Origin of the sequence: Priestia sp. GS2 (genome assembly GCF_036409025.1) — a bacterium.
Classification (GTDB): Bacteria; Bacillota; Bacilli; order Bacillales; family Bacillaceae_H; genus Priestia; species Priestia aryabhattai_A.
Genome location: NZ_JAZGJX010000005.1, coordinates 12,326 through 30,560, shown reverse-complemented (window position 1 = coordinate 30,560; position 18,235 = coordinate 12,326). Strand labels below are relative to the sequence as shown.

Annotated in this window: 15 protein-coding genes and 2 riboswitches; of the genes, 1 reads left to right on the top strand and 14 read right to left on the bottom strand. The window is 36.1% G+C overall.

The window, feature by feature from the left end; all coding sequences use genetic code 11:
* Nucleotides 1–334: 334 nt before the first annotated feature.
* The 11 genes from V2145_RS21385 to V2145_RS21335 all read right to left on the bottom strand — a co-directional run bounded on the left by V2145_RS21385 (nt 335) and on the right by V2145_RS21335 (nt 14,365).
* Nucleotides 335–1,660, bottom strand: coding sequence for an NCS2 family permease (locus tag V2145_RS21385; protein ID WP_094913316.1), 1,326 nt, complete (start codon nt 1,658–1,660; stop codon nt 335–337).
* Between the two features lie 152 nt (nt 1,661–1,812).
* Nucleotides 1,813–1,914, bottom strand: a riboswitch (purine riboswitch).
* 99 nt (nt 1,915–2,013) lie between these two features.
* Nucleotides 2,014–3,543, bottom strand: coding sequence for a glutamine-hydrolyzing GMP synthase (guaA, locus tag V2145_RS21380; protein ID WP_131886735.1), 1,530 nt, complete (start codon nt 3,541–3,543; stop codon nt 2,014–2,016).
* 122 nt (nt 3,544–3,665) lie between these two features.
* Nucleotides 3,666–3,767: riboswitch (purine riboswitch) on the bottom strand.
* Nucleotides 3,768–3,805: 38 nt separating this feature from the next.
* Complete coding sequence (locus tag V2145_RS21375) at nt 3,806–5,977, bottom strand: transglutaminase TgpA family protein (RefSeq protein ID WP_330988251.1); 2,172 nt, start codon at nt 5,975–5,977, stop codon at nt 3,806–3,808.
* Nucleotides 5,977–7,122: a DUF58 domain-containing protein gene (locus V2145_RS21370; RefSeq protein WP_131886733.1), complete on the bottom strand. Its 1,146-nt coding sequence runs from the start codon at nt 7,120–7,122 to the stop codon at nt 5,977–5,979. The genes V2145_RS21375 and V2145_RS21370 overlap by 1 nt, the downstream gene beginning before the upstream one ends.
* A gap of 7 nt (nt 7,123–7,129) precedes the next feature.
* Nucleotides 7,130–8,080, bottom strand: coding sequence for an AAA family ATPase (locus V2145_RS21365; RefSeq protein ID WP_131886732.1), 951 nt, complete (start codon nt 8,078–8,080; stop codon nt 7,130–7,132).
* Nucleotides 8,081–8,287: 207 nt separating this feature from the next.
* Nucleotides 8,288–9,076, bottom strand: coding sequence for a phosphonoacetaldehyde hydrolase (gene phnX / locus V2145_RS21360; protein WP_131886731.1), 789 nt, complete (start codon nt 9,074–9,076; stop codon nt 8,288–8,290).
* Nucleotides 9,073–10,167, bottom strand: coding sequence for a 2-aminoethylphosphonate--pyruvate transaminase (locus tag V2145_RS21355; RefSeq protein ID WP_131886730.1), 1,095 nt, complete (start codon nt 10,165–10,167; stop codon nt 9,073–9,075). Before V2145_RS21355 ends, phnX begins: the two co-directional genes overlap by 4 nt.
* A gap of 15 nt (nt 10,168–10,182) precedes the next feature.
* Nucleotides 10,183–11,163 carry an extracellular solute-binding protein gene (locus V2145_RS21350; protein ID WP_330988250.1) on the bottom strand — a complete coding sequence of 327 codons (981 nt, stop codon included), beginning with the start codon at nt 11,161–11,163 and terminating at the stop codon, nt 10,183–10,185.
* A 17-nt stretch (nt 11,164–11,180) separates the two neighbouring features.
* Nucleotides 11,181–12,800, bottom strand: a complete 1,620-nt coding sequence (locus V2145_RS21345) for an ABC transporter permease subunit (protein ID WP_131886728.1) — start codon at nt 12,798–12,800, stop codon at nt 11,181–11,183.
* The gene (locus V2145_RS21340) at nt 12,793–13,545 is read right to left on the bottom strand and encodes an ABC transporter ATP-binding protein (protein ID WP_131886727.1); all 753 of its coding nucleotides are present in this window, start codon (nt 13,543–13,545) and stop codon (nt 12,793–12,795) included. The genes V2145_RS21345 and V2145_RS21340 overlap by 8 nt, the downstream gene beginning before the upstream one ends.
* Nucleotides 13,546–13,591: 46 nt before the next feature.
* Nucleotides 13,592–14,365, bottom strand: a complete 774-nt coding sequence (locus V2145_RS21335; protein ID WP_131886726.1) for a DeoR/GlpR family DNA-binding transcription regulator — start codon at nt 14,363–14,365, stop codon at nt 13,592–13,594.
* A 288-nt stretch (nt 14,366–14,653) separates the two neighbouring features.
* On the opposite strand from V2145_RS21335, the gene V2145_RS21330 reads away from it, so the two are divergent.
* Nucleotides 14,654–15,310 carry a 2OG-Fe(II) oxygenase gene (locus V2145_RS21330; protein WP_131886725.1) on the top strand — a complete coding sequence of 219 codons (657 nt, stop codon included), beginning with the start codon at nt 14,654–14,656 and terminating at the stop codon, nt 15,308–15,310.
* Nucleotides 15,311–15,465: 155 nt separating this feature from the next.
* On the opposite strand, the gene V2145_RS21325 is transcribed toward V2145_RS21330, so the two are convergent.
* From V2145_RS21325 to V2145_RS21315, 3 genes are all read right to left on the bottom strand, one after another.
* Nucleotides 15,466–16,317, bottom strand: coding sequence for a MurR/RpiR family transcriptional regulator (locus tag V2145_RS21325; protein WP_131886724.1), 852 nt, complete (start codon nt 16,315–16,317; stop codon nt 15,466–15,468).
* A 275-nt stretch (nt 16,318–16,592) separates the two neighbouring features.
* Nucleotides 16,593–16,868: a hypothetical protein gene (locus V2145_RS21320; RefSeq protein WP_179289306.1), complete on the bottom strand. Its 276-nt coding sequence runs from the start codon at nt 16,866–16,868 to the stop codon at nt 16,593–16,595.
* A gap of 14 nt (nt 16,869–16,882) precedes the next feature.
* Nucleotides 16,883–18,235: a TRAP transporter large permease subunit gene (locus V2145_RS21315; protein ID WP_094913310.1), complete on the bottom strand. Its 1,353-nt coding sequence runs from the start codon at nt 18,233–18,235 to the stop codon at nt 16,883–16,885.

Below are 18,235 nucleotides of genomic sequence, written 5' to 3'. Positions count from 1 at the left end.
TTTTCTCTTGAAACAACTTTACTAATATATCATTTCGAGTTATGAAAGTCAACAACTTTTTTAAACTCTTTTTTCACACTTTCAAGTTTTTCTCAATCGCTCGTTGGCGACATATAATAATTTACCATGATAATTATAAAGAGTCAATTGTTTTTTCAAAAAAACTTTTACTTTTTTAAAAAGCTTTTATTTACTCAATTTTAAACACTTAAATCTCTAAGTGTTGTGCATTTATTTTATAACTGTTATTCCACAAAAGTCCAGTAACCTGCTCAAAATAAAAAGGCAGCTAAAGAAGCCGCCTTTTTCTACTTTCTACTATTCTATTATTGTTTTACTTTGCTAAGAAGATAAAATACAGGACAAAGATTACGAATAGCCCATACATAATTGGATGAATTTCTTTTCTTCTCCCTTTACAAATCATCGTAATTGGATAAAAGATAAAGCCAATTGCAATACCTGTAGCAATACTATAAGTTAGTGGCATCATTATGATTGTTAAGAAAGCCGGTACCGCTACTTCAAATTGATCCCATTTAATCTTTCCTAAACTTGCCACCATTAGTGCACCTACAATAATAAGTGCTGGTGCCGTTACTGCTGAAGTTACTACAGAAAGCAGTGGTGAGAAGAAAATAGCAATCAAAAAGAAAAACGCCGTTATAACTGAAGTAAATCCTGATCGCCCACCGGCTGCAACACCCGCTGTTGATTCAACATACGATGTTGTTGTAGATGTCCCTAATACAGCCCCTGCTACTGTTGCTGTAGAGTCTGCTAAAAGCGCTCTTCCTGCACGAGGTAATTTATTATCTTTCATCAGCCCTGCTTGAGTCGCAACAGCAACCAATGTACCCGCTGTATCAAAAAAGTCTACAAATAAGAAAGTCAAGATAACAACTAGCATCTGAAGCGTAAAAACATCTCCAAAGTTTGCAAAGGCTGCACCGAAAGTTGGAGCTAAGCTTGGAGCCGGTCCTACAACACTTGTTGGTAAATCAACTAATCCTACAATCATACCAGCGATAGCTGTAATAACCATCCCTATAAAGATTCCAGCATTAACACGTAAAACCATTAAGATAACTGTTACAATAACACCAAAAATAGCAAGTAATGTACTACCATTTGTTAAATCACCTAAACCGACTAATAAATCTGGATCATCCACAATAATATTCGCATTTTGCAATCCGACAAACGTAATGAAAAGACCGATTCCTGCACCAACTGCTAGTTTTAACTCTGCTGGAATAGCATTAATGATCGTTTCACGTATACCAGATAAAGATAATAAGATAAAAATTAATCCTGATACCATTACACCAGATAAAGCCGTTTGCCATGGAATGCCCATTGTTAACACAACATTATAAGCAAAGAAAGCATTCAATCCCATCCCCGGCGCAAGCGCAATCGGATATTTAGCAATTACCCCCATAATTAGTGAACCAAGTGCTGCGGCTAAAGCAGTAGCTGTGAATACCGCTCCTTGGTCCATACGCATACTATCCGGTAAATCTGGTACGCTGCTCAATGATAGCATCGCTGGATTAACGAATAAGATATAAGCCATAGATAAAAACGTTGTTAATCCTGCAATGGTTTCCCTTTTGTAATTTGTTCCTAACTCATCAAAACGAAAGTACTTCTTCATACTTGTTCCTCCCCACCATTGGAAGTCGCTGTCTCATGGGTAATATAAAAAACGCCTTATACAATTAATGTTGTAAAGGCGTTAACTACGTAAATATATACGGAATGATACTATCTACTCTTCTCTTTTTATATAAATAGATAGAAATTACGTGTATATACAGAGTTGCTCGTAGTCAAGCCATTTACGGTAGCTCGGTAGAAACTTTCGGGCCATATTCCCAAGATTATACGACATTTCTTAATATGTTTAGTTCTTTTATGCTAGTATATTACCACTCATCAACGAATTAAGTCAACAAAAAACGAACATTCTTATAATAAGAATGTTCGTTTGTTCGGTTTCTTTACATATTATTCCCATTCGATTGTTGCAGGTGGCTTACTTGTAATGTCATACACTACGCGATTAATATGCTTAACTTCGTTTACGATACGAACTGAGATCTTCTCAAGCACATCCCATGGAATACGAGCCCAATCAGAAGTCATACCATCGATTGAAGTTACGGCACGAATACCAATTGTGTAGTCATACGTACGAGCATCTCCCATTACACCAACACTGCGGATATCAGGAAGGACTGTGAAGTACTGCCAGATATCACGCTCTAAACCTGATTTTGCAATTTCGTCACGTAAAATGTAATCAGATTCTCGAACAATCTCAAGCTTTTCTTCTGTTACTTCACCAAGTACACGAATTCCTAACCCTGGACCTGGGAATGGTTGGCGCCATACGATATTGTCAGGAATACCTAACTCAGTACCTAATGCACGCACTTCATCTTTAAATAGTGTATTTAAAGGTTCAATTAACTCAAACTCCATATCTTCAGGTAATCCACCTACGTTATGGTGAGATTTAATTGTTTGAGCAGTCGCTGTACCACTCTCAATAATATCTGTGTATAGTGTACCTTGAGCTAAAAATTCAAAGCCTTGTAGCTTAGCTGCCTCATCGTCAAATACATAGATGAATTCGTTTCCGATAATTTTACGCTTTTGCTCTGGATCAGATACACCTTTTAATTTGTTTAAGAAACGATCTTTAGCATCAATTTTAATAACGTTCATATTAAATCCTTCGCTGAACGTTTCCATTACGCTGTCCGCTTCACCTTTACGCAATAAACCGTGATCCACAAACATACAAGTTAATTGATCACCGATTGCTTTATGAATTAGTACGGCTACTACAGAAGAATCTACGCCGCCACTTAACGCACATAATACCTTTTTATCTCCAACAACTTGTCGAATTTTTTCTAATTCAACTTCAATAAAGTTTTCGATAGACCAGTTAGCTTCAGCATGACAAACTTCAAATACAAAATTCTTTAAAAGGTCGTTTCCATATACTGAATGGCGAACTTCTGGATGGAATTGAACTCCGTACATATTTTTATCTTTATTGCTCATACCAGCAATCGGGCAAGATGCACTTGTTGCATCCACTTCAAATCCAGGTGGTGTTTCTACAACTAAGTCTCCATGACTCATCCATACCACTTGCTCTTTCGGTAGCTCATGGTACATTAATGAATCATTTTGTACGTGAATCGATGCTTTACCATACTCACGATGATCTGCACCTGCTACTTTACCGCCAAAATGATGAGTCATAAGCTGCATACCGTAACAGATACCCAGTACAGGAATTCCTAATTCGAAAATATTTTCGTCACAGTGAAATGCATTTTCACCATACACACTATTTGGACCACCAGAGAAAATAATCCCTTTAGGATTTAACGCTTTAATTTCTTCTGCCGTAATTGTGTGTGGATGTAATTCACTATATACACCAAACTCACGAATACGACGCGTAATGAGTTGGTTATACTGACTTCCAAAATCTAATACAACAATCATGCCTTCCATCTCGTTCACCTCTCCGAATGTGTAAATAATCACTTGCTATTATGCCCCAAAATATAAAAAAAACCAGACTTTCCCCTTTGATATAAAGGCAGAAAGTCTAGTTGAACACAAAGCTATGATCAAAAAGAATATCCTGCCTTCATAGTCAGGCCATTTAAGGTGACCCGGTAGAGACTCTCGAACCATATTATCGAGGATATATGAAGGTATACGTAACACTATAGTAAGTTCGTGAATATTCTATCAATCAAGCTGGAAATGGTCAAGAACCTGTCTTTTTAATTAAATTTTCCCACAATTCTATTGCCTGGTTCCAAGCTTCTACGGATGACTGCTGCTTATAAAACACTCTCTCATACTTTTTCGTTAATTCACTCATATCATTTGTATGAAGCTGTTGATCTACTCGTAAAGCAAAATCTCTCAGCGTTTCATGTGAATCTCTTTTTAAACCTTTTCTTGCTAACATACTTATTAAGAAGAAATAGGCTTTTTCAAACGTTTTTTCATCGGAACGTTTGCGATAGTATGGAATCATTACACGTGTCAACCACTTATAGCGAGTTAGATACAATAAGACGATTATAATAGGAGGTAGAAGCAAGAGCCACCATAAAGAAATTGCAGTAGCTGAAGACTCTACTTTCTCATTATTTTCAGTTTGCTTTTCTTCAGGTTTCTGCTCTTCTTTTACGGGCTCTTGTACTTCTGGTTCAGTAGCTTCCTCTACTTCTCTCTCTTCGTTATCTTGATTCCCGTCTTCCCTTTGAGGTTCATCAAACTCATAAGGGCTTGAAAAAGTCTTAGTAGGCTCAAACGGAACCCAACCTGTCCCTGGGAAATAAACCTCCACCCATGAATGCGCATTGTTTTGCGTCACTTGGTATACAGGCGTTTCTGCACCAGCGCTAATTTGTTCGCCTTCCGTATATCCTTTCACCCAGCGCGCTGGAATATCAAGCGTTCTAAGCAGTACAACCATGGATGAAGAAAAGTTATCACAGTACCCTCTAAGCGTCTCAAACAGGAATTGATCCACGTAGTCTTCTCCTTCATCAGGAATAGCTACATCACTTGTATCATATACAAAGCCATTAGCTTGAAAGTATTTCTCTACTGCTTTTACCTTATCATAACGAGTAGATTCCTCTGCTGTAATTTCTTGAGCAAGCTGTCCAACTCGATTAGGTAATGATTCTGGTAACTGAGTGTATCTCGACTGAAATGAAGACTTTTGCTCGATAGAACTTCCGTTACGATCACTACTTTGCAGCTGTTCAATATTAAAAGTAGGATATGCATACGTCATTTCATATGATTGTGCTTCGGTAACGCGACCTTGATTGTAAGGAAACAACTTTTCATTGGCTGGCGTAATTTGCGGTTGCAATTCATCATTAAGAGAAATACTCTTCAATTCAGGAACATGCATTAAATGAATAGTAGGTTGCTCAAACGTAATAGACGCAGTGTATAATTCTTTTTCCACACTTGCGCCGTATTGAGGAAGTACATTTTCATTTCCTTCTAACGGTCGACTCGCATCATTATAAGACGTTTCCCAGCCTTTTCCTGTATAGACGTCTTTTGTTTCAATTCGCCAATAATGTTCTTTCTCTGTTTGAGCTGTAAATACAATCGTATCGTCTGCAGTAAAAGCACCGCCTAGCTCAGAATCATCAGTATCGTAACCAATCCGCTGATTATTTGATGCCCCTTCACCACTGTTTTGTGTGTAAGCTGTTAAGAACGGAACAGGGTCAGGCCATTTAGGAGCTGATTTCGGCGCAATATAAGCAATACTAACCGCTATAACTAGCACACCTAATAGCAAAAAGAAAGACCTCAATCTATTTTCAACGTGGGAAAGCTTTTGTTTTTTTCCTCCATCTATGTTCAATCGCAAAAAGCCTAGTAGTAAAAAACCTATAGCTACAACTCGAACAATAGCAAACGTAGCGTCATACTCAGAAAATGTATCAAGCACTGTAACGTAAACAATTGTTAATAAAAAGAAGAAAAAGATCTTTTGCTGATAAAAAATCCAGTAGCGAATTAAGTAAGCCATAATCCATAGCAAGATAAAAAACAAACATGTTCTCATCTCAACTGATAAGTTGGGGATTTGCCAGCCGATAATACGGCCTATATCTATTGAAATTTGGTTAACGAATGCACTGAACCACTCTGCTGATAAAAAGGGCATTTGATAATAAATTCGATTAACAGCATACAAGACAAACGCGACGTTTATAACCATTACAATAAAAAAAGGTGTCTGCAACATCAGCAAGAGAAAGTTAATGCTAACAAAAAAGATAAAATACTGAATTTCTCCTGTATCCGTCACAACACTAAGAGGGTGTAGCCATTCAATCAATAATAAAAACGCGCCGACATAAAGTAATATGCTGCGAATGTTTAGAGACTTCATTATTTATTCACCTCCCGGACACTATGAGAATTCGGAAATTGAATAAAATGGACATCCCACCTTGGAATGTTTATATAGCCTTGCATGTCTTGTTTGTTTTGTATAACAAAGAGCGTTACTTTTGTTTGCGGACTTACTTTAGCCTTAACCTCTCGAATTAATTCACTTGTCACCGAACTTGAAATAACGGTAACTGCATGAGATAAACCTTTTGGAATCGTTAACTTTCCGTTTCGTATGGGCTGGACTCTAGCGAAATAAGCAAGCCAACTTCTGGTATGCTGGGCTCCTCCATGCAATTCCTTTAGACGACTACTGCTTCCGCCGTGGATAAATGAAGCTTTCTTATGTTGATTTAAATACGATAGAATCATAGAAGCCATGAAGCCAGTCCGCTCCTCAAAATCTGTAGGATCAACGCCATCAAAAATAAGAACCTCTTCTAAATCACTCATCTTCTCAAACTCTTTTGATATAAGCGTTCCTTTTCGTGCAGTTGCTTTCCAATCAATAGTAGACAGGCGGTCTCCGTGTTCATACTCACGCACACCGGTAGCAAGCATCGTGTTTTCAGCAATTGCACGCTTAAGAAAATGATTTTCTCCCTCACTCCATTGGGAAGAGGTAGGTTTCACCTGTATTAAATGAGGATACATAATGAGCTGGTTTCTCGTCACAAAAACCTGCTGTCGATGAACAATGCCTAATAAATCACTCATTTCAATTGAGATTCCAGCAAGGCTATACTCCCCTCTCTCTAAAGAGGGTATTTCAAACTCAATTACAATGTCCTTTTTCCACAGTGGGTATACTGCCTTTCGCAAAGATAAATCAGCTTCTTTACATATATCTTCAACCCAAAGATTGTATAAAGGAAAAAATGATTTTCGTTTAATATGAACCTCATAATAAACCGATTCCTTTGCTTCATACTGCGTACGCGTCATCACTCGTTCTACTTGCCAACTTTTCATAGGATGGAACGCAATCACAATTCCATATAAACCAAAGGGTAGAAAGCTATAAAATAAAAACCAGCTTACAAATCCTCCTTGAAACATCGCATACGCAAAAGTCGATACTAATAAAATTGCTAATAAAAAAAAGCTTATGACTGGTTGCCTTTTAACACGTAGTTTAGCCATATAGCTTTTATCCTTTCACAGGTACAGGCGTACGCTTTATAATACTCTCGATAACGGAGCCTTCCGTTAACCCTTCATATCTCGTCTCAGGTTGTAACATAATGCGGTGTGCGAACGCATGTTTCATTAAGCGTTGAACATCATCTGGAATACAATAGTCTCTACCTTCAAGTAAAGCATACGCTTGAATTGCTTTCATTAACGCTACAGAACCACGTGGACTTACGCCAAGGCTAATGGATTCATGGGTCCTCGTTTGGGTAACCAAATCGACGATATAATTTTTAATAACATCATCTACGTAAACATCCTTCACCATTTGCTGCATCGTACGCAGTTCTTCCACATTCATAACAGGCTGGACATCATTTATCGTTCGCTTTTGCTCAACCCCATTTAGAATAGCTAGCTCTTCTTGTTTCGTTGGGTATCCCATATTTAATTTAAATAAGAAACGGTCAAGCTGCGCTTCTGGTAATTGATACGTTCCTTCAAAATCAATTGGGTTTTGCGTAGCCATTACAAAAAATGGAGATGGTAACTCTCTTGTTAATCCGTCTATAGTAACGTGCTGTTCAGCCATGGCTTCCAATAATGCTGCTTGTGTTTTTGGTGAACTACGGTTGATTTCATCTGCTAATACAATATTCGTTAAAATTGGTCCTGGTTTAAAGTGGAACTCCATATCCTTTGGGCTATACACCGACATACCGGTTACGTCTGACGGCAACAAGTCTGGTGTGAATTGAATCCTCTTAAAATCAGCATTGATTGCCTTAGCCAGCGCTTTGACAAACATCGTTTTCCCTACTCCGGGTACATCTTCTAATAGAACATGCCCTTGTGCAAGAAGCGCAACAATACTAAGCCTAGCCACTTCTCGCTTTCCTATAACCACTTCGTCAATTGTATCTAAAAGCTGTTGAAGCTGAGTCTGCACCTTTTCTGCTGGTATCATGAAAGTCCTCCCTTAATGAATGTATACATACAAATTTGTCACAAATATAGTACTATTCTAGCAAATCAAGTAGTTTACTTAAAAGGAATAAGGTGAGTCTGATGCTTTATATTTTTACCAGTTTTGAAACATCATCTCGTTAACGTTTATAAAATTACAAAGCGGCTAGGTTTTTTTAACCTAACCGCTTTGTTTATAGAAATAGAATTATAGCTGTTTATTGATTAAATCTATTATTTTAGGAAGTTCTTCCATAGTCTCAATAGTAAAGTCTGCTCCATTATCTAAAAATACTTTTTTCATGTTGGCAATTATCTCTGCTTTCTCATCAGGAGATAATTGTTCAAACTCTTCTTTAGATAATCCCATTAGTGAACTACCAATAATTACGCCAACTGACCATATACCAGCATTTATTGCTTCTTGTATATCAGAAACTGTATCTCCAACTTTTACTACTTGGCGAGTTGAAGATAGCTTTAATTTTTCCATATTTCGAAAAATCATATAAGGATATGGCCTTCCATAGGAATTTGTGTCATCAGCAGTAATATAAAAATCTGGCTGATATCCTTTTTTCAAAGCATTAGGTACAACTATGTCCATCATTTTACTTGTATATCCAGTTGTTGAACCAATCTTTAAACCATCTTCCTTTAGCGCTTGAACAGTATTTATAACCCCAGGAATCGGATCAGTATAATTAGATAATGATTCCATTAAAGCAGGCTCAAACTTGTTATATAAAGCATTCACATCATCCTCGTTAAAGTCCCTGCCATAACGTTCTTTCCAAAGCTTTGAAATTCGCGGCATAGATAACATCGCTCGAATATGATCAATCTTTAGCATTCCCATAGGCTCGCGCGCTTCACTCATCGTTACGTCTATTCCTGCTTTTTGAAAAATATCGATGAATACATTAACTGGTGCAAAGCATCCAAAATCTACAGTTGTTCCGGCCCAATCAAAAATAACAGCTTCTATTTTCTTCATTTCATCTTCACTCCTACAAATTCTTCTATTTCATTACATAATTGATCAATATCATCTTTATAAATTTCTCCGATGTTCCCAATTCTAAATGTATCTACCTCTGTTAATTTTCCTGGATAAATAACAAACCCTTTTTGTTTCATATGTAAATAGAATGTTGGAAAATTAAAAGAATCGTCTGGATATAAGAATGATGTAATAATAGGTGACTGTTTCTCTTCAGATACATAACTTGCAAATCCTATTGCTTTCATTCTTTCACGAAGATGTTTATTGTTCTCATAGTAACGGTGAAAGCGTGCTTTAACGCCACCCTCTTGTTCAAGTTCATCAAGAGCTTTAGAGAAAGCTGCAACCGTGTGGGTAGGAGAAGTAAATCTCCATTTTCCATCCTTATCCATCTCTTCCCATTGATTATATAAATCTAACGATAGACTTTGAGCATTGCCTTTGCAATCTGCTAAACTATCAATCTTAGCTATGACGAAACCAAAACCTGGAACTCCTTGGATACATTTATTCGCACTGCTTATTAAGTAATCAATTTCCAATGCAGGAACGTCAATGTCAATTCCTCCAAAACTGCTCATAGCGTCAATAATAAGCTTTTTCTTAAAATCCTTTGCTACTTGGGAAACCATTTCAATTGGATTCAATATTCCTGTTGTTGTTTCACAATGGACCATAACAATATGAGTGAAACTCTCATCTTTTTCTAATAACCCTCTAATTTCTTCTTCATCTGGATACTCATGATAGCTTGTTTCATATTCTGTAAAATTCAGGCCTAGGTACTGAGCCATTTTTACAATTCTTTTTCCATATGCTCCGTTTGTAATAATTAATGCTTTATCTTGAGCTTTTAGTGAAGTAGTCATAACAGCTTCTACAGCAAACGATCCGCTACCTTGCATTAACACAGCTGTATATTGATCACTGCTAGCATGTGCTAATTTTAATAGTTCTTTTCTTATGTTCTGAGTAATCTCTTTGTATTCATCATCCCAAGTACAACGGTCAAGGAGCATTTCTTCTTTTACAGTTGTTGTTGTAGTTAAGGGACCTGGCGTTAATAATTTATATTGTTTCATATTACTTATCTCCTTTTATTTAGCAGAGTTAAAAAATGCTTGATGTTTTTCAAGAAGCTCTATAGTTAATGGCTCTTCAAATACTTTATTATTAGTTGCTTTATTTTCTTCACTCACTTTTTCGCCCTCATACAAAGGAACTGGATAGTACTTAATTAATTCTTCTCTAGCATTTGTTATAATAACTTCTGCCATCTCCATTGCCAGTTCAGATTTCTCTTTTTCTTTATCAATTACCACCAACGATTCTGTGATAGAAAAATTGCCTTCGGCAGGGTCAACAAAGTCAATAGGCGCCCCAGAATTTTTCACTTCCACTGCTTGGTGACGAAGACCAAAGCCTACAGCCACTTCTCCTGCTTGTACCTTTTTAATTGACCCTGATCCAGAACTCTCTAAATGCGGTCCTGCATTTTTGATAATCCCTTCCATTACTTTCTTTCCTTCTTCTTCCCCATATTCACTAATGATTGCTTGAACCATTAACCATCCTGTTGAGGAATCTATGATATTTGGAATAGAAATTAACCCTTTATATTCAGGCTTTGCTAAATCTTTAATCGACTTCGGAACCTCTAACCCTTCTTGCTTCATCATTTCAGTATTAAAGAATATTGATCCTGTAATAGCCAAAACAGGCGTATAAAAATCAGGGTACTTATTAATTGCATTTGTTTTAAATTCTAAAGGTTTAAACATTTCATTCTTCTTTTGTGCACTTTCTAAAAAATAAGAACTCATCGTAACTAAATCTGCTTCTATTTCACTGCCTTCAGCCATTAATTTCCCTCCTAATTCAGAAGTACCGAGGGATTGAATGACATATTGGCCTTCATAACCAGCATTGTTTAGCGATGTTTCCATTGCTTGTATTGCCTCTTCATCTCCGTTGGAATAAATAACAACCTGATCGTTATTACCACTGGTTGCTTTATTTCCACATCCCGTCATAATAACTAAGCATCCAATTAACATAATGAATAATCTCTTTTTCATTTCTACACCTCTTTTTCTTAAGCTTTTTTAAACTGCCGTTTTTGAATATAATCACAAATGCATTTAACCAAAATATTGGTACCGAAAATTAATAACGATAGTACAAATATTTCATTAAACTTAGCAAAATGCTGTAATTCTTTAATCTTGCTTGATACAAGAGATGTTTGAGCAGATACTAGGAAGATAACTCCGCTTACGGTTACCATTGAGTTAATAAAATAATAGCTAAACATCTCTGTAATAGTTGAAAGCGAATTTGGCAAAATAACTCGATAAATTGTTTTAAACCAGCTGTCTCCCAGCAAACCACCGGTTATTTCCCATGTAGGGTTCATTTTAGACAAGGAATTCTTTGCCATTAAATAAGGTGCTGTAAAATAATGGACTATATTACAGAATATTATGATAATAAATGTCCCTTTAAGGCTACTTCCATTGAATAATAGCAAGTACGAAAGTCCAAGTACCATACCCGGTAACGTATTTGTAACCATTGAGACAATGTCAAAAGTTCCTCTTCCTTTTAAGTTTGTTCTCACATTTAAAATAGCTGCACTATAGACAATAACAATGCCTAGAACTGTTGTAAAACTAGCAACAATGGCAGAGTTTTTGTAGACTTCATATAAATTACTTGTTGAAAAAACGGTCGTAAAGTGTTCAAACGTAAAAGTCAAATTGTAAGGAAAATTAACCAGAAACGGTGCAATAAACATTACTAGAAAAGTTGAAATTACTGCCCCTACTACAGCTATAGATAATAATCCCAAAAGAACATCCCTAATTCGGTTCTGAACAATATCAATGTGAGTAAACTTATCATAGTGAAAATTAAATCGATCTAAATACTTTAATAAAATAACAGAAAATGCTGCTGGTACAAGCATTAATACAGCTATTACAGCTCCATTATTAAAGTTAGGTATAGAGCCTAGCATTACTTGATAAAGCTGCGTTGCAATAACCGAGTATGTTCCTCCAATGGATGCAGGTATTCCATAATCAGTAAAACTTAAAATAAAAGAAAGAACCGCTGCCCCCCCTATCGTACCCAACATTGGACGCAAAATAGTGTTATAAAAGCTTCTCCCAGGTCTGTCCATCATCAAAGTACTAACCACTATAAATTTTTTATCTATATATACAAACGCATTATGCATTAACAGGAAAGCTGGTGGTAATGTATAGATTACGTATCCTAACAATAACCCGTTAAACCCATAAATGTTAAATAGTGCTTTTCCTAGAATTTGTGTAATTAAGCCTTGATTTCCAAAAGAATAGATGATGGCAAATCCATATGTAATTGTAGGTAAAAGCATTGGAATGACGACTCCTGCTCTAATCATACTTTTTAACGGCTTGCAGATATTTGTGAAATGTAAAGCATATGCAATAGAAAATGCAAGAATGGTCGTAATCAATGCTGTCAAACTAGAGACTTTAATACTGTTAAAAAAAGCTGTTATTAATTCATTATTTGATAACATATTGAAGTAATTATCTAGACTCAATCCTTTGGTACTTTGAAAAGAATTCAGCAAAAGAACTCCAATTGGCAACACCAAAAATAATACAAATATGGTTAAAGTGACTCCATATATAGCTCTCATTTCAGGACGTACATTAAGCATACTGCTCACCAAATAAAGTAAAGATATTTTGCCTTTTAATCTGCAGCTGGTTTACTATAAATCCTCTTACAAATTCATTTTGAGGACGATGTATAATGTCATGAGGTGTTCCAAATTGAGCAATTTTTCCTTCATTGATAATAAGAATCCTATCAGACAGCGTAAGTGCCTCCTCTGGATCATGAGTGACAATAATGATTGTTAACTGTAACTCTTTGGCAATAGACTTAATTCTTTCTTTTATAGATTCTTTAATAACACCATCAAGTGCGCTTAAGGGTTCATCAAGAAGTAAAAGCTTTGGCTTCATCACTAGTGTTCTCGCTAATGCCACTCTTTGCTTTTGCCCCCCAGATAATTCACTAATCTTTTTTTTAAGATGAGCCTTTAATTCAAGAAAATTGATATAATCTGCTACTTGCTCTTCTGTCACCATTCCCTTTTTATTTTTTAAACCATACACAATATTTTCGTATGCATTTAGATGTGGAAAAAGGGCGTAATCCTGAAATACAATGTTGAAACCACGATCTTTCATTTTGACACTTGTCATATCTTGACCTTCAAAAAAAATTTTACCTTTATCCATCTTAGTTAACCCTAAAATAATATTCAATAATGTGGTTTTTCCACTTCCACTCTGCCCAAGTAATGAAATAATTTCACCTTTATTAATTTCTATACTGATATTATCCAAAACTACTTTATTCTGATACTGTTTACTAACTTGCTCTAACTTTAGCAAACAACTCACCTCCAGTTACGATGTAAACGGCTTTTAAATTTTCAACTTAGTTTGCTTTAATCCATTTCGATTCCTCTATTCCAAGTCCTTCATTGGTCATATCGGTAATAATGTAATCAACCTCTTCTAAGTCTTGAATTTTGTAAGTGGCTATACGCCCAATCTTTGAAGAGTCACTTAAAACATAAGACTGTTTAGAGTTATTGATAAAGATACTAGAAAGGAGGCATTTATCTAAATCATAGCTCGTGACTCCTGCATGTTCATCAATTCCATCAACTGATATGAAAGCTTTATCTACAAAAAACTCTTTTGCCATTTTTTCAGCTAGAGAACCTGCTGTACGAAAATGATTTCCCTTTACATATCCACCTAGGAAGATTACCTTTCCTTTAAAGCCACTTTTATCACCTTCTTGCTCCATCAACTGGACAGCAAATGGAAATGAGTTGGTAATAACGGTAACATTACTTTTGACCTTTATTGAATTAGCCATCTGTAATGTTGTACTTCCTTCATCAATAAAAATTACATCTCCATCCTCAACAAGTGACGCAGCTTTTAAACCAATTATCATCTTCTTATCTATATGAAGTATTCTTCTCTTAAACATTGATAACTCGCTTAAGCCTTCTTCAATTCTTACTGCTCCACCATGAACTTTTTTGATTTTGTTTTCATTTTCCAACTCTTCTAAGTGCCGACGAATTGTTTCTGCTGATACATGAAACCTTTTGGCAAGTTCATTCACCTTCACTTGACCTTCATTATTAATAAGTTCTATAATTCTTTTTTTTCTTTCCTCAGCTAATAAAGACATAGTGTATTCTCCCTTTCCTTCTAGCTCAATTATAAAAAAGATTTGTAAAGCATTTATTAATAGGTTGTTAACAAATTGTGATATTGTGTTGTTTTATGTGAATATGTATTGTTTTTTCACATGAATGAATTTTTAACTTTACTACAGTTAGAAATTCACCATAATTCTATTGCAACCGTTTAGAGGAAGTTTCTCAAGAACCGTGATATAATTTTTATCAGTAAGCGATTCCAAGCATACTACATTAGATTTCGGAAAAATAAGTCTTTTTTGAGGAGAAGAAGAAAGATGGATTTAGATCAAGAATCTTTAGTAACAAAAGAACAAACAATCTTTAATCATGTAGGTAATAAAATTATAGTAAGAGATAAAGAGATTGATATCATAGCTCGTTTAGAAGAGCCGCTCATTCTCGTACTGGACAATGTGCTAAGCGACGCAGAATGCGATGAACTAATTCAGCTATCTAAAGATAAGATGCAGCGCTCTAAAATTGGAGCTTCACGTGAAGTTAATAATATCCGTACAAGCAGCGGGATGTTTTTCGACGAAAGCGAGAATCCACTTGTGCAGAAAATCGAAATGCGCACCTCAGAAATCATGGGCATTCCAACTAGCCATGCTGAGGGGCTTCAAATTTTAAACTATTTACCAGATCAAGAATATCGAGCACACCATGATTACTTCGCTCCTACAAGCAAAGCCGCGAAGAACAATCGAATCAGCACGCTCGTTATGTATTTAAATGATGTAGAAGAAGGCGGCGACACTTATTTTCCAAAGCTCGGGTTTTCCGTTACGCCGAAAAAAGGTATGGCCGTATACTTTGAATACTTCTATACAAATCAAGAACTTAACGACTTAACTCTTCACGGCGGTGCACCCGTTGTAAAAGGTGAAAAGTGGGTAGCAACTCAGTGGATGCGTAAACAGAGAATTCGATAAATGTTATCTTGCTATGTAACAAAATACAAGGCCTGCTCAAGTGAGCAGGCCTTGTATTTTGTTAACTCTTTTTTAAATTAATATTTAGCCTTTAATTTATCGAGAAGCCCATATTAATCAAAGAAAAGCAAGACATATTCCTAATCAACCTCAAACTAATTCAACGAGTGATAGTCCATATCCATCAGAATTGCATTCACCTTATCAAGGCGTTTTTTCGTTCGTTCAGGATAATTAATTGCCAAAGCGCTGATTATATAATCTGCTACAAACATTGATGATACAACTGAATTATGAAAAGCAATGCTGCTTGAATTGCATGACAGTACTATATCAGAATGAGAAGCAAGAGGAGACGAGTAACTGTCAGTAATTGAAATGATTTTTACACCATTGTTTTTTGCCGTTCGGGTAAGGTCAATAATCCGCCGAGCATATCTTGGAAAGCTAATCGCAATTACTAAATCGTTCTCGTCCAGGCCAACCATGCTATCTGCCCAATCACTTAAATCGGCTATAAATAGACTGGTATTCCCAAAGAGCCTGTTTAATCCATGCGTCAAATACTGTGCAACCGGTAATCCGCTTCTAACGCCTGTACAAATAATTCGATTTGCTGATAAGATTGCTTTTTGTGTATCCTCAAGCACTTCGTTGGAAATTACATCAATGGTACTTTGGATATTGCTAATCTGCCTTTCTGCATAGCGCCCCCACAAATCGGCCTCTTTAATTCCCTTTATATTTGCTTCAAGCCTTGTTTGAGGAGCAGCTTGGTTTCTTAGATTTTCTTGAAGCCCTTTTTGAAATTCAGTGTAACCTGAATACCCAAGGTTAAATGTTAACCGCATTATCGTTGTTGTACTTGTCTTTACTACTCCTGCCAATTGATCTACGGTCAAAAAAGCTACATCAAGCGGATGTTTAATAATGTAGTCTGCTACTTTTCGCTGTGTTTCCGTTAATTCACCAATTCTTTGTTGTAATTTCACAATAGGATTTTCCATATTATCTCTCCAGACAATTGGGTAATGTGTTAATTTTTCCACCTTTTTTCATCTGAGAAAATATTATCACGATTTTTCATTCTTGTAAAAAAAGCATATTATTCTCATAGAAATAGCTACACTAAAAATTACCTTGTTCAACAAAAATTCTAGATATAATAGTAATTATACAGTTACTTATAAAGAGAATGAGTTAGCTGCAAATAGAAATAATTGAAATTTCATCTAAAAAAGAAAGCAGACGATATCTCTAGAATTCGTCTGCTTTCTTTTTCCTAACGAACATGCTCTAATTTTTCATCAAATTCATCTGAAGAATAAGCATGTCCTTCATTTAATTTTTCATTGGGGAGATATCCGAGAATAAAGCCAAGTATTCCAGCTAATGCACTAATCATAAAGGTTGGAGTAGAAAATATGTCCCAAGACTTCTGTATTAAATAACCTTTTTGAAACAGGATTCCTGCCAGTTGACCAAAGACTAAACAGGTTCCGCCAGCTAAAAACAGCAAAAGACAAGTTTTAAATAAAAAAGCAATGATATTCCTCATTTTTTCACTCTCCTCTAATTTAGTACTGGCAAGAAGCCCATTGCAATGAAATAACCAATCAATAAAATTGGAATAACATAATATAAAATTAAAGGAACGAAAGTCTTTTCAGGACTCGCACCTGCGAGGGAAGCCGCAATAAATATTGATCCAGAAGCAGGTGGCGATGCACCTTCCGTTGAAGCAAAAACAAGAATTGCAACTACTGCAAGTAAAGGATCAACTCCAGCTGATACCATTGCTGCAAAAGCCACCATTCCAATAGCGGTTAATGTAGCTGTGGATGAAAGTGGACCAGCAACTAAAGCTACAAGAAGGGAAATTACCAGAACCATTAACCACTTAGAAATTGCAATAGAGTCCATGACAGCTGTTAAATCTTCAGCAAGACCTAAATCAGTCAACACTTGGCTAGAAGCATAAGCAAAAACAAGTAGTGCTCCTATTGTGGAAAAACGGGGAATCGCTTTATTTAAAAAGTTATTCCAACCCTTTGCTGTCTTTGGTAATTTAGTCCATCCAACCATCATGCTAATGAAGATAATTAGAATTGGTATCCATGTGATTAATGAAATACTTTCCATTGCATCACTGCCGATATTTTGATTTTCCATAAGTTTTTTAGCAAGAGGTCCAATTGTAATTACAATTGGAATTAATGCGCCCAAAAAAATCAATGTTGATTTCCAACCTGTACTTAACGCTTCTCTTAACGGCTGAATAAATTCCGGTGAAACCGCTTTAATATTATCACGCTTAACAAAATACATAATAAGAAATATACGATAAATTATTTGGTATACTCCCGCAATAAATAAAGCTACATACAAATCCCCTTCTGACACGACGGCTGCAATAGGGGCAAATCCAAGCATAATAAACATTGATGCACTAGGTGGTAATGCTGCACCAAGGCCACCATTACCAGCTACAATAGTAGCAGCTCGCTCCCGACTAAAATTGGACTGCACCATCCACGGCGCAGTAATAGAGCCCGTAGTAGCTGTATTCCCTGAGTTTGAACCTGCAAGCGTTCCCATGATTCCTGATGCAATTGTATCAACGTATGCAGCTCCCCCAGGTAGACGTCCTAATAGAGAGTTCAGTATTTTTACAAGACTAGCAATAATGGCAGTATGATCAATAACATATGCCATAAATACAAATGCTACAGATGCGTACAAAACATCATTTGTACCCGCAAAGAGAAGACCATTCCATATTAAATCGAAAAATTCCGTCCCACCGAACAAAGCAGTTGCAATAAACCCAGCAAGCATTGCCTCTGCAATATTGCGTTTAAGTACTAGATTCCAAAACACAATTATACCAATAAATACAAGTAACGCCCAAATTCCAACCCCCAT

What these genes read in the sequence shown, in the direction of transcription:
- V2145_RS21370 (WP_131886733.1), bottom strand. Translation starts at nt 7,122, where the DNA reads ATGGCTAAACTACGTGTTAAAAGGCAACCAGTCATAAGCTTTTTTTTA.
- V2145_RS21315 (WP_094913310.1), bottom strand. Translation starts at nt 18,235, where the DNA reads ATGGGGGTTGGAATTTGGGCGTTACTTGTATTTATTGGTATAATTGTG.
- V2145_RS21345 (WP_131886728.1), bottom strand. Translation starts at nt 12,800, where the DNA reads ATGCTTAATGTACGTCCTGAAATGAGAGCTATATATGGAGTCACTTTA.
- V2145_RS21350 (WP_330988250.1), bottom strand. Translation starts at nt 11,163, where the DNA reads ATGAAAAAGAGATTATTCATTATGTTAATTGGATGCTTAGTTATTATG.
- V2145_RS21355 (WP_131886730.1), bottom strand. Translation starts at nt 10,167, where the DNA reads ATGAAACAATATAAATTATTAACGCCAGGTCCCTTAACTACAACAACA.
- V2145_RS21335 (WP_131886726.1), bottom strand. Translation starts at nt 14,365, where the DNA reads ATGTCTTTATTAGCTGAGGAAAGAAAAAAAAGAATTATAGAACTTATT.
- V2145_RS21320 (WP_179289306.1), bottom strand. Translation starts at nt 16,868, where the DNA reads ATGAGGAATATCATTGCTTTTTTATTTAAAACTTGTCTTTTGCTGTTT.
- guaA (WP_131886735.1), bottom strand. Translation starts at nt 3,543, where the DNA reads ATGGAAGGCATGATTGTTGTATTAGATTTTGGAAGTCAGTATAACCAA.
- V2145_RS21385 (WP_094913316.1), bottom strand. Translation starts at nt 1,660, where the DNA reads ATGAAGAAGTACTTTCGTTTTGATGAGTTAGGAACAAATTACAAAAGG.
- V2145_RS21375 (WP_330988251.1), bottom strand. Translation starts at nt 5,977, where the DNA reads ATGAAGTCTCTAAACATTCGCAGCATATTACTTTATGTCGGCGCGTTT.
- V2145_RS21330 (WP_131886725.1), top strand. Translation starts at nt 14,654, where the DNA reads ATGGATTTAGATCAAGAATCTTTAGTAACAAAAGAACAAACAATCTTT.
- V2145_RS21365 (WP_131886732.1), bottom strand. Translation starts at nt 8,080, where the DNA reads ATGATACCAGCAGAAAAGGTGCAGACTCAGCTTCAACAGCTTTTAGAT.
- V2145_RS21325 (WP_131886724.1), bottom strand. Translation starts at nt 16,317, where the DNA reads ATGGAAAATCCTATTGTGAAATTACAACAAAGAATTGGTGAATTAACG.
- phnX (WP_131886731.1), bottom strand. Translation starts at nt 9,076, where the DNA reads ATGAAGAAAATAGAAGCTGTTATTTTTGATTGGGCCGGAACAACTGTA.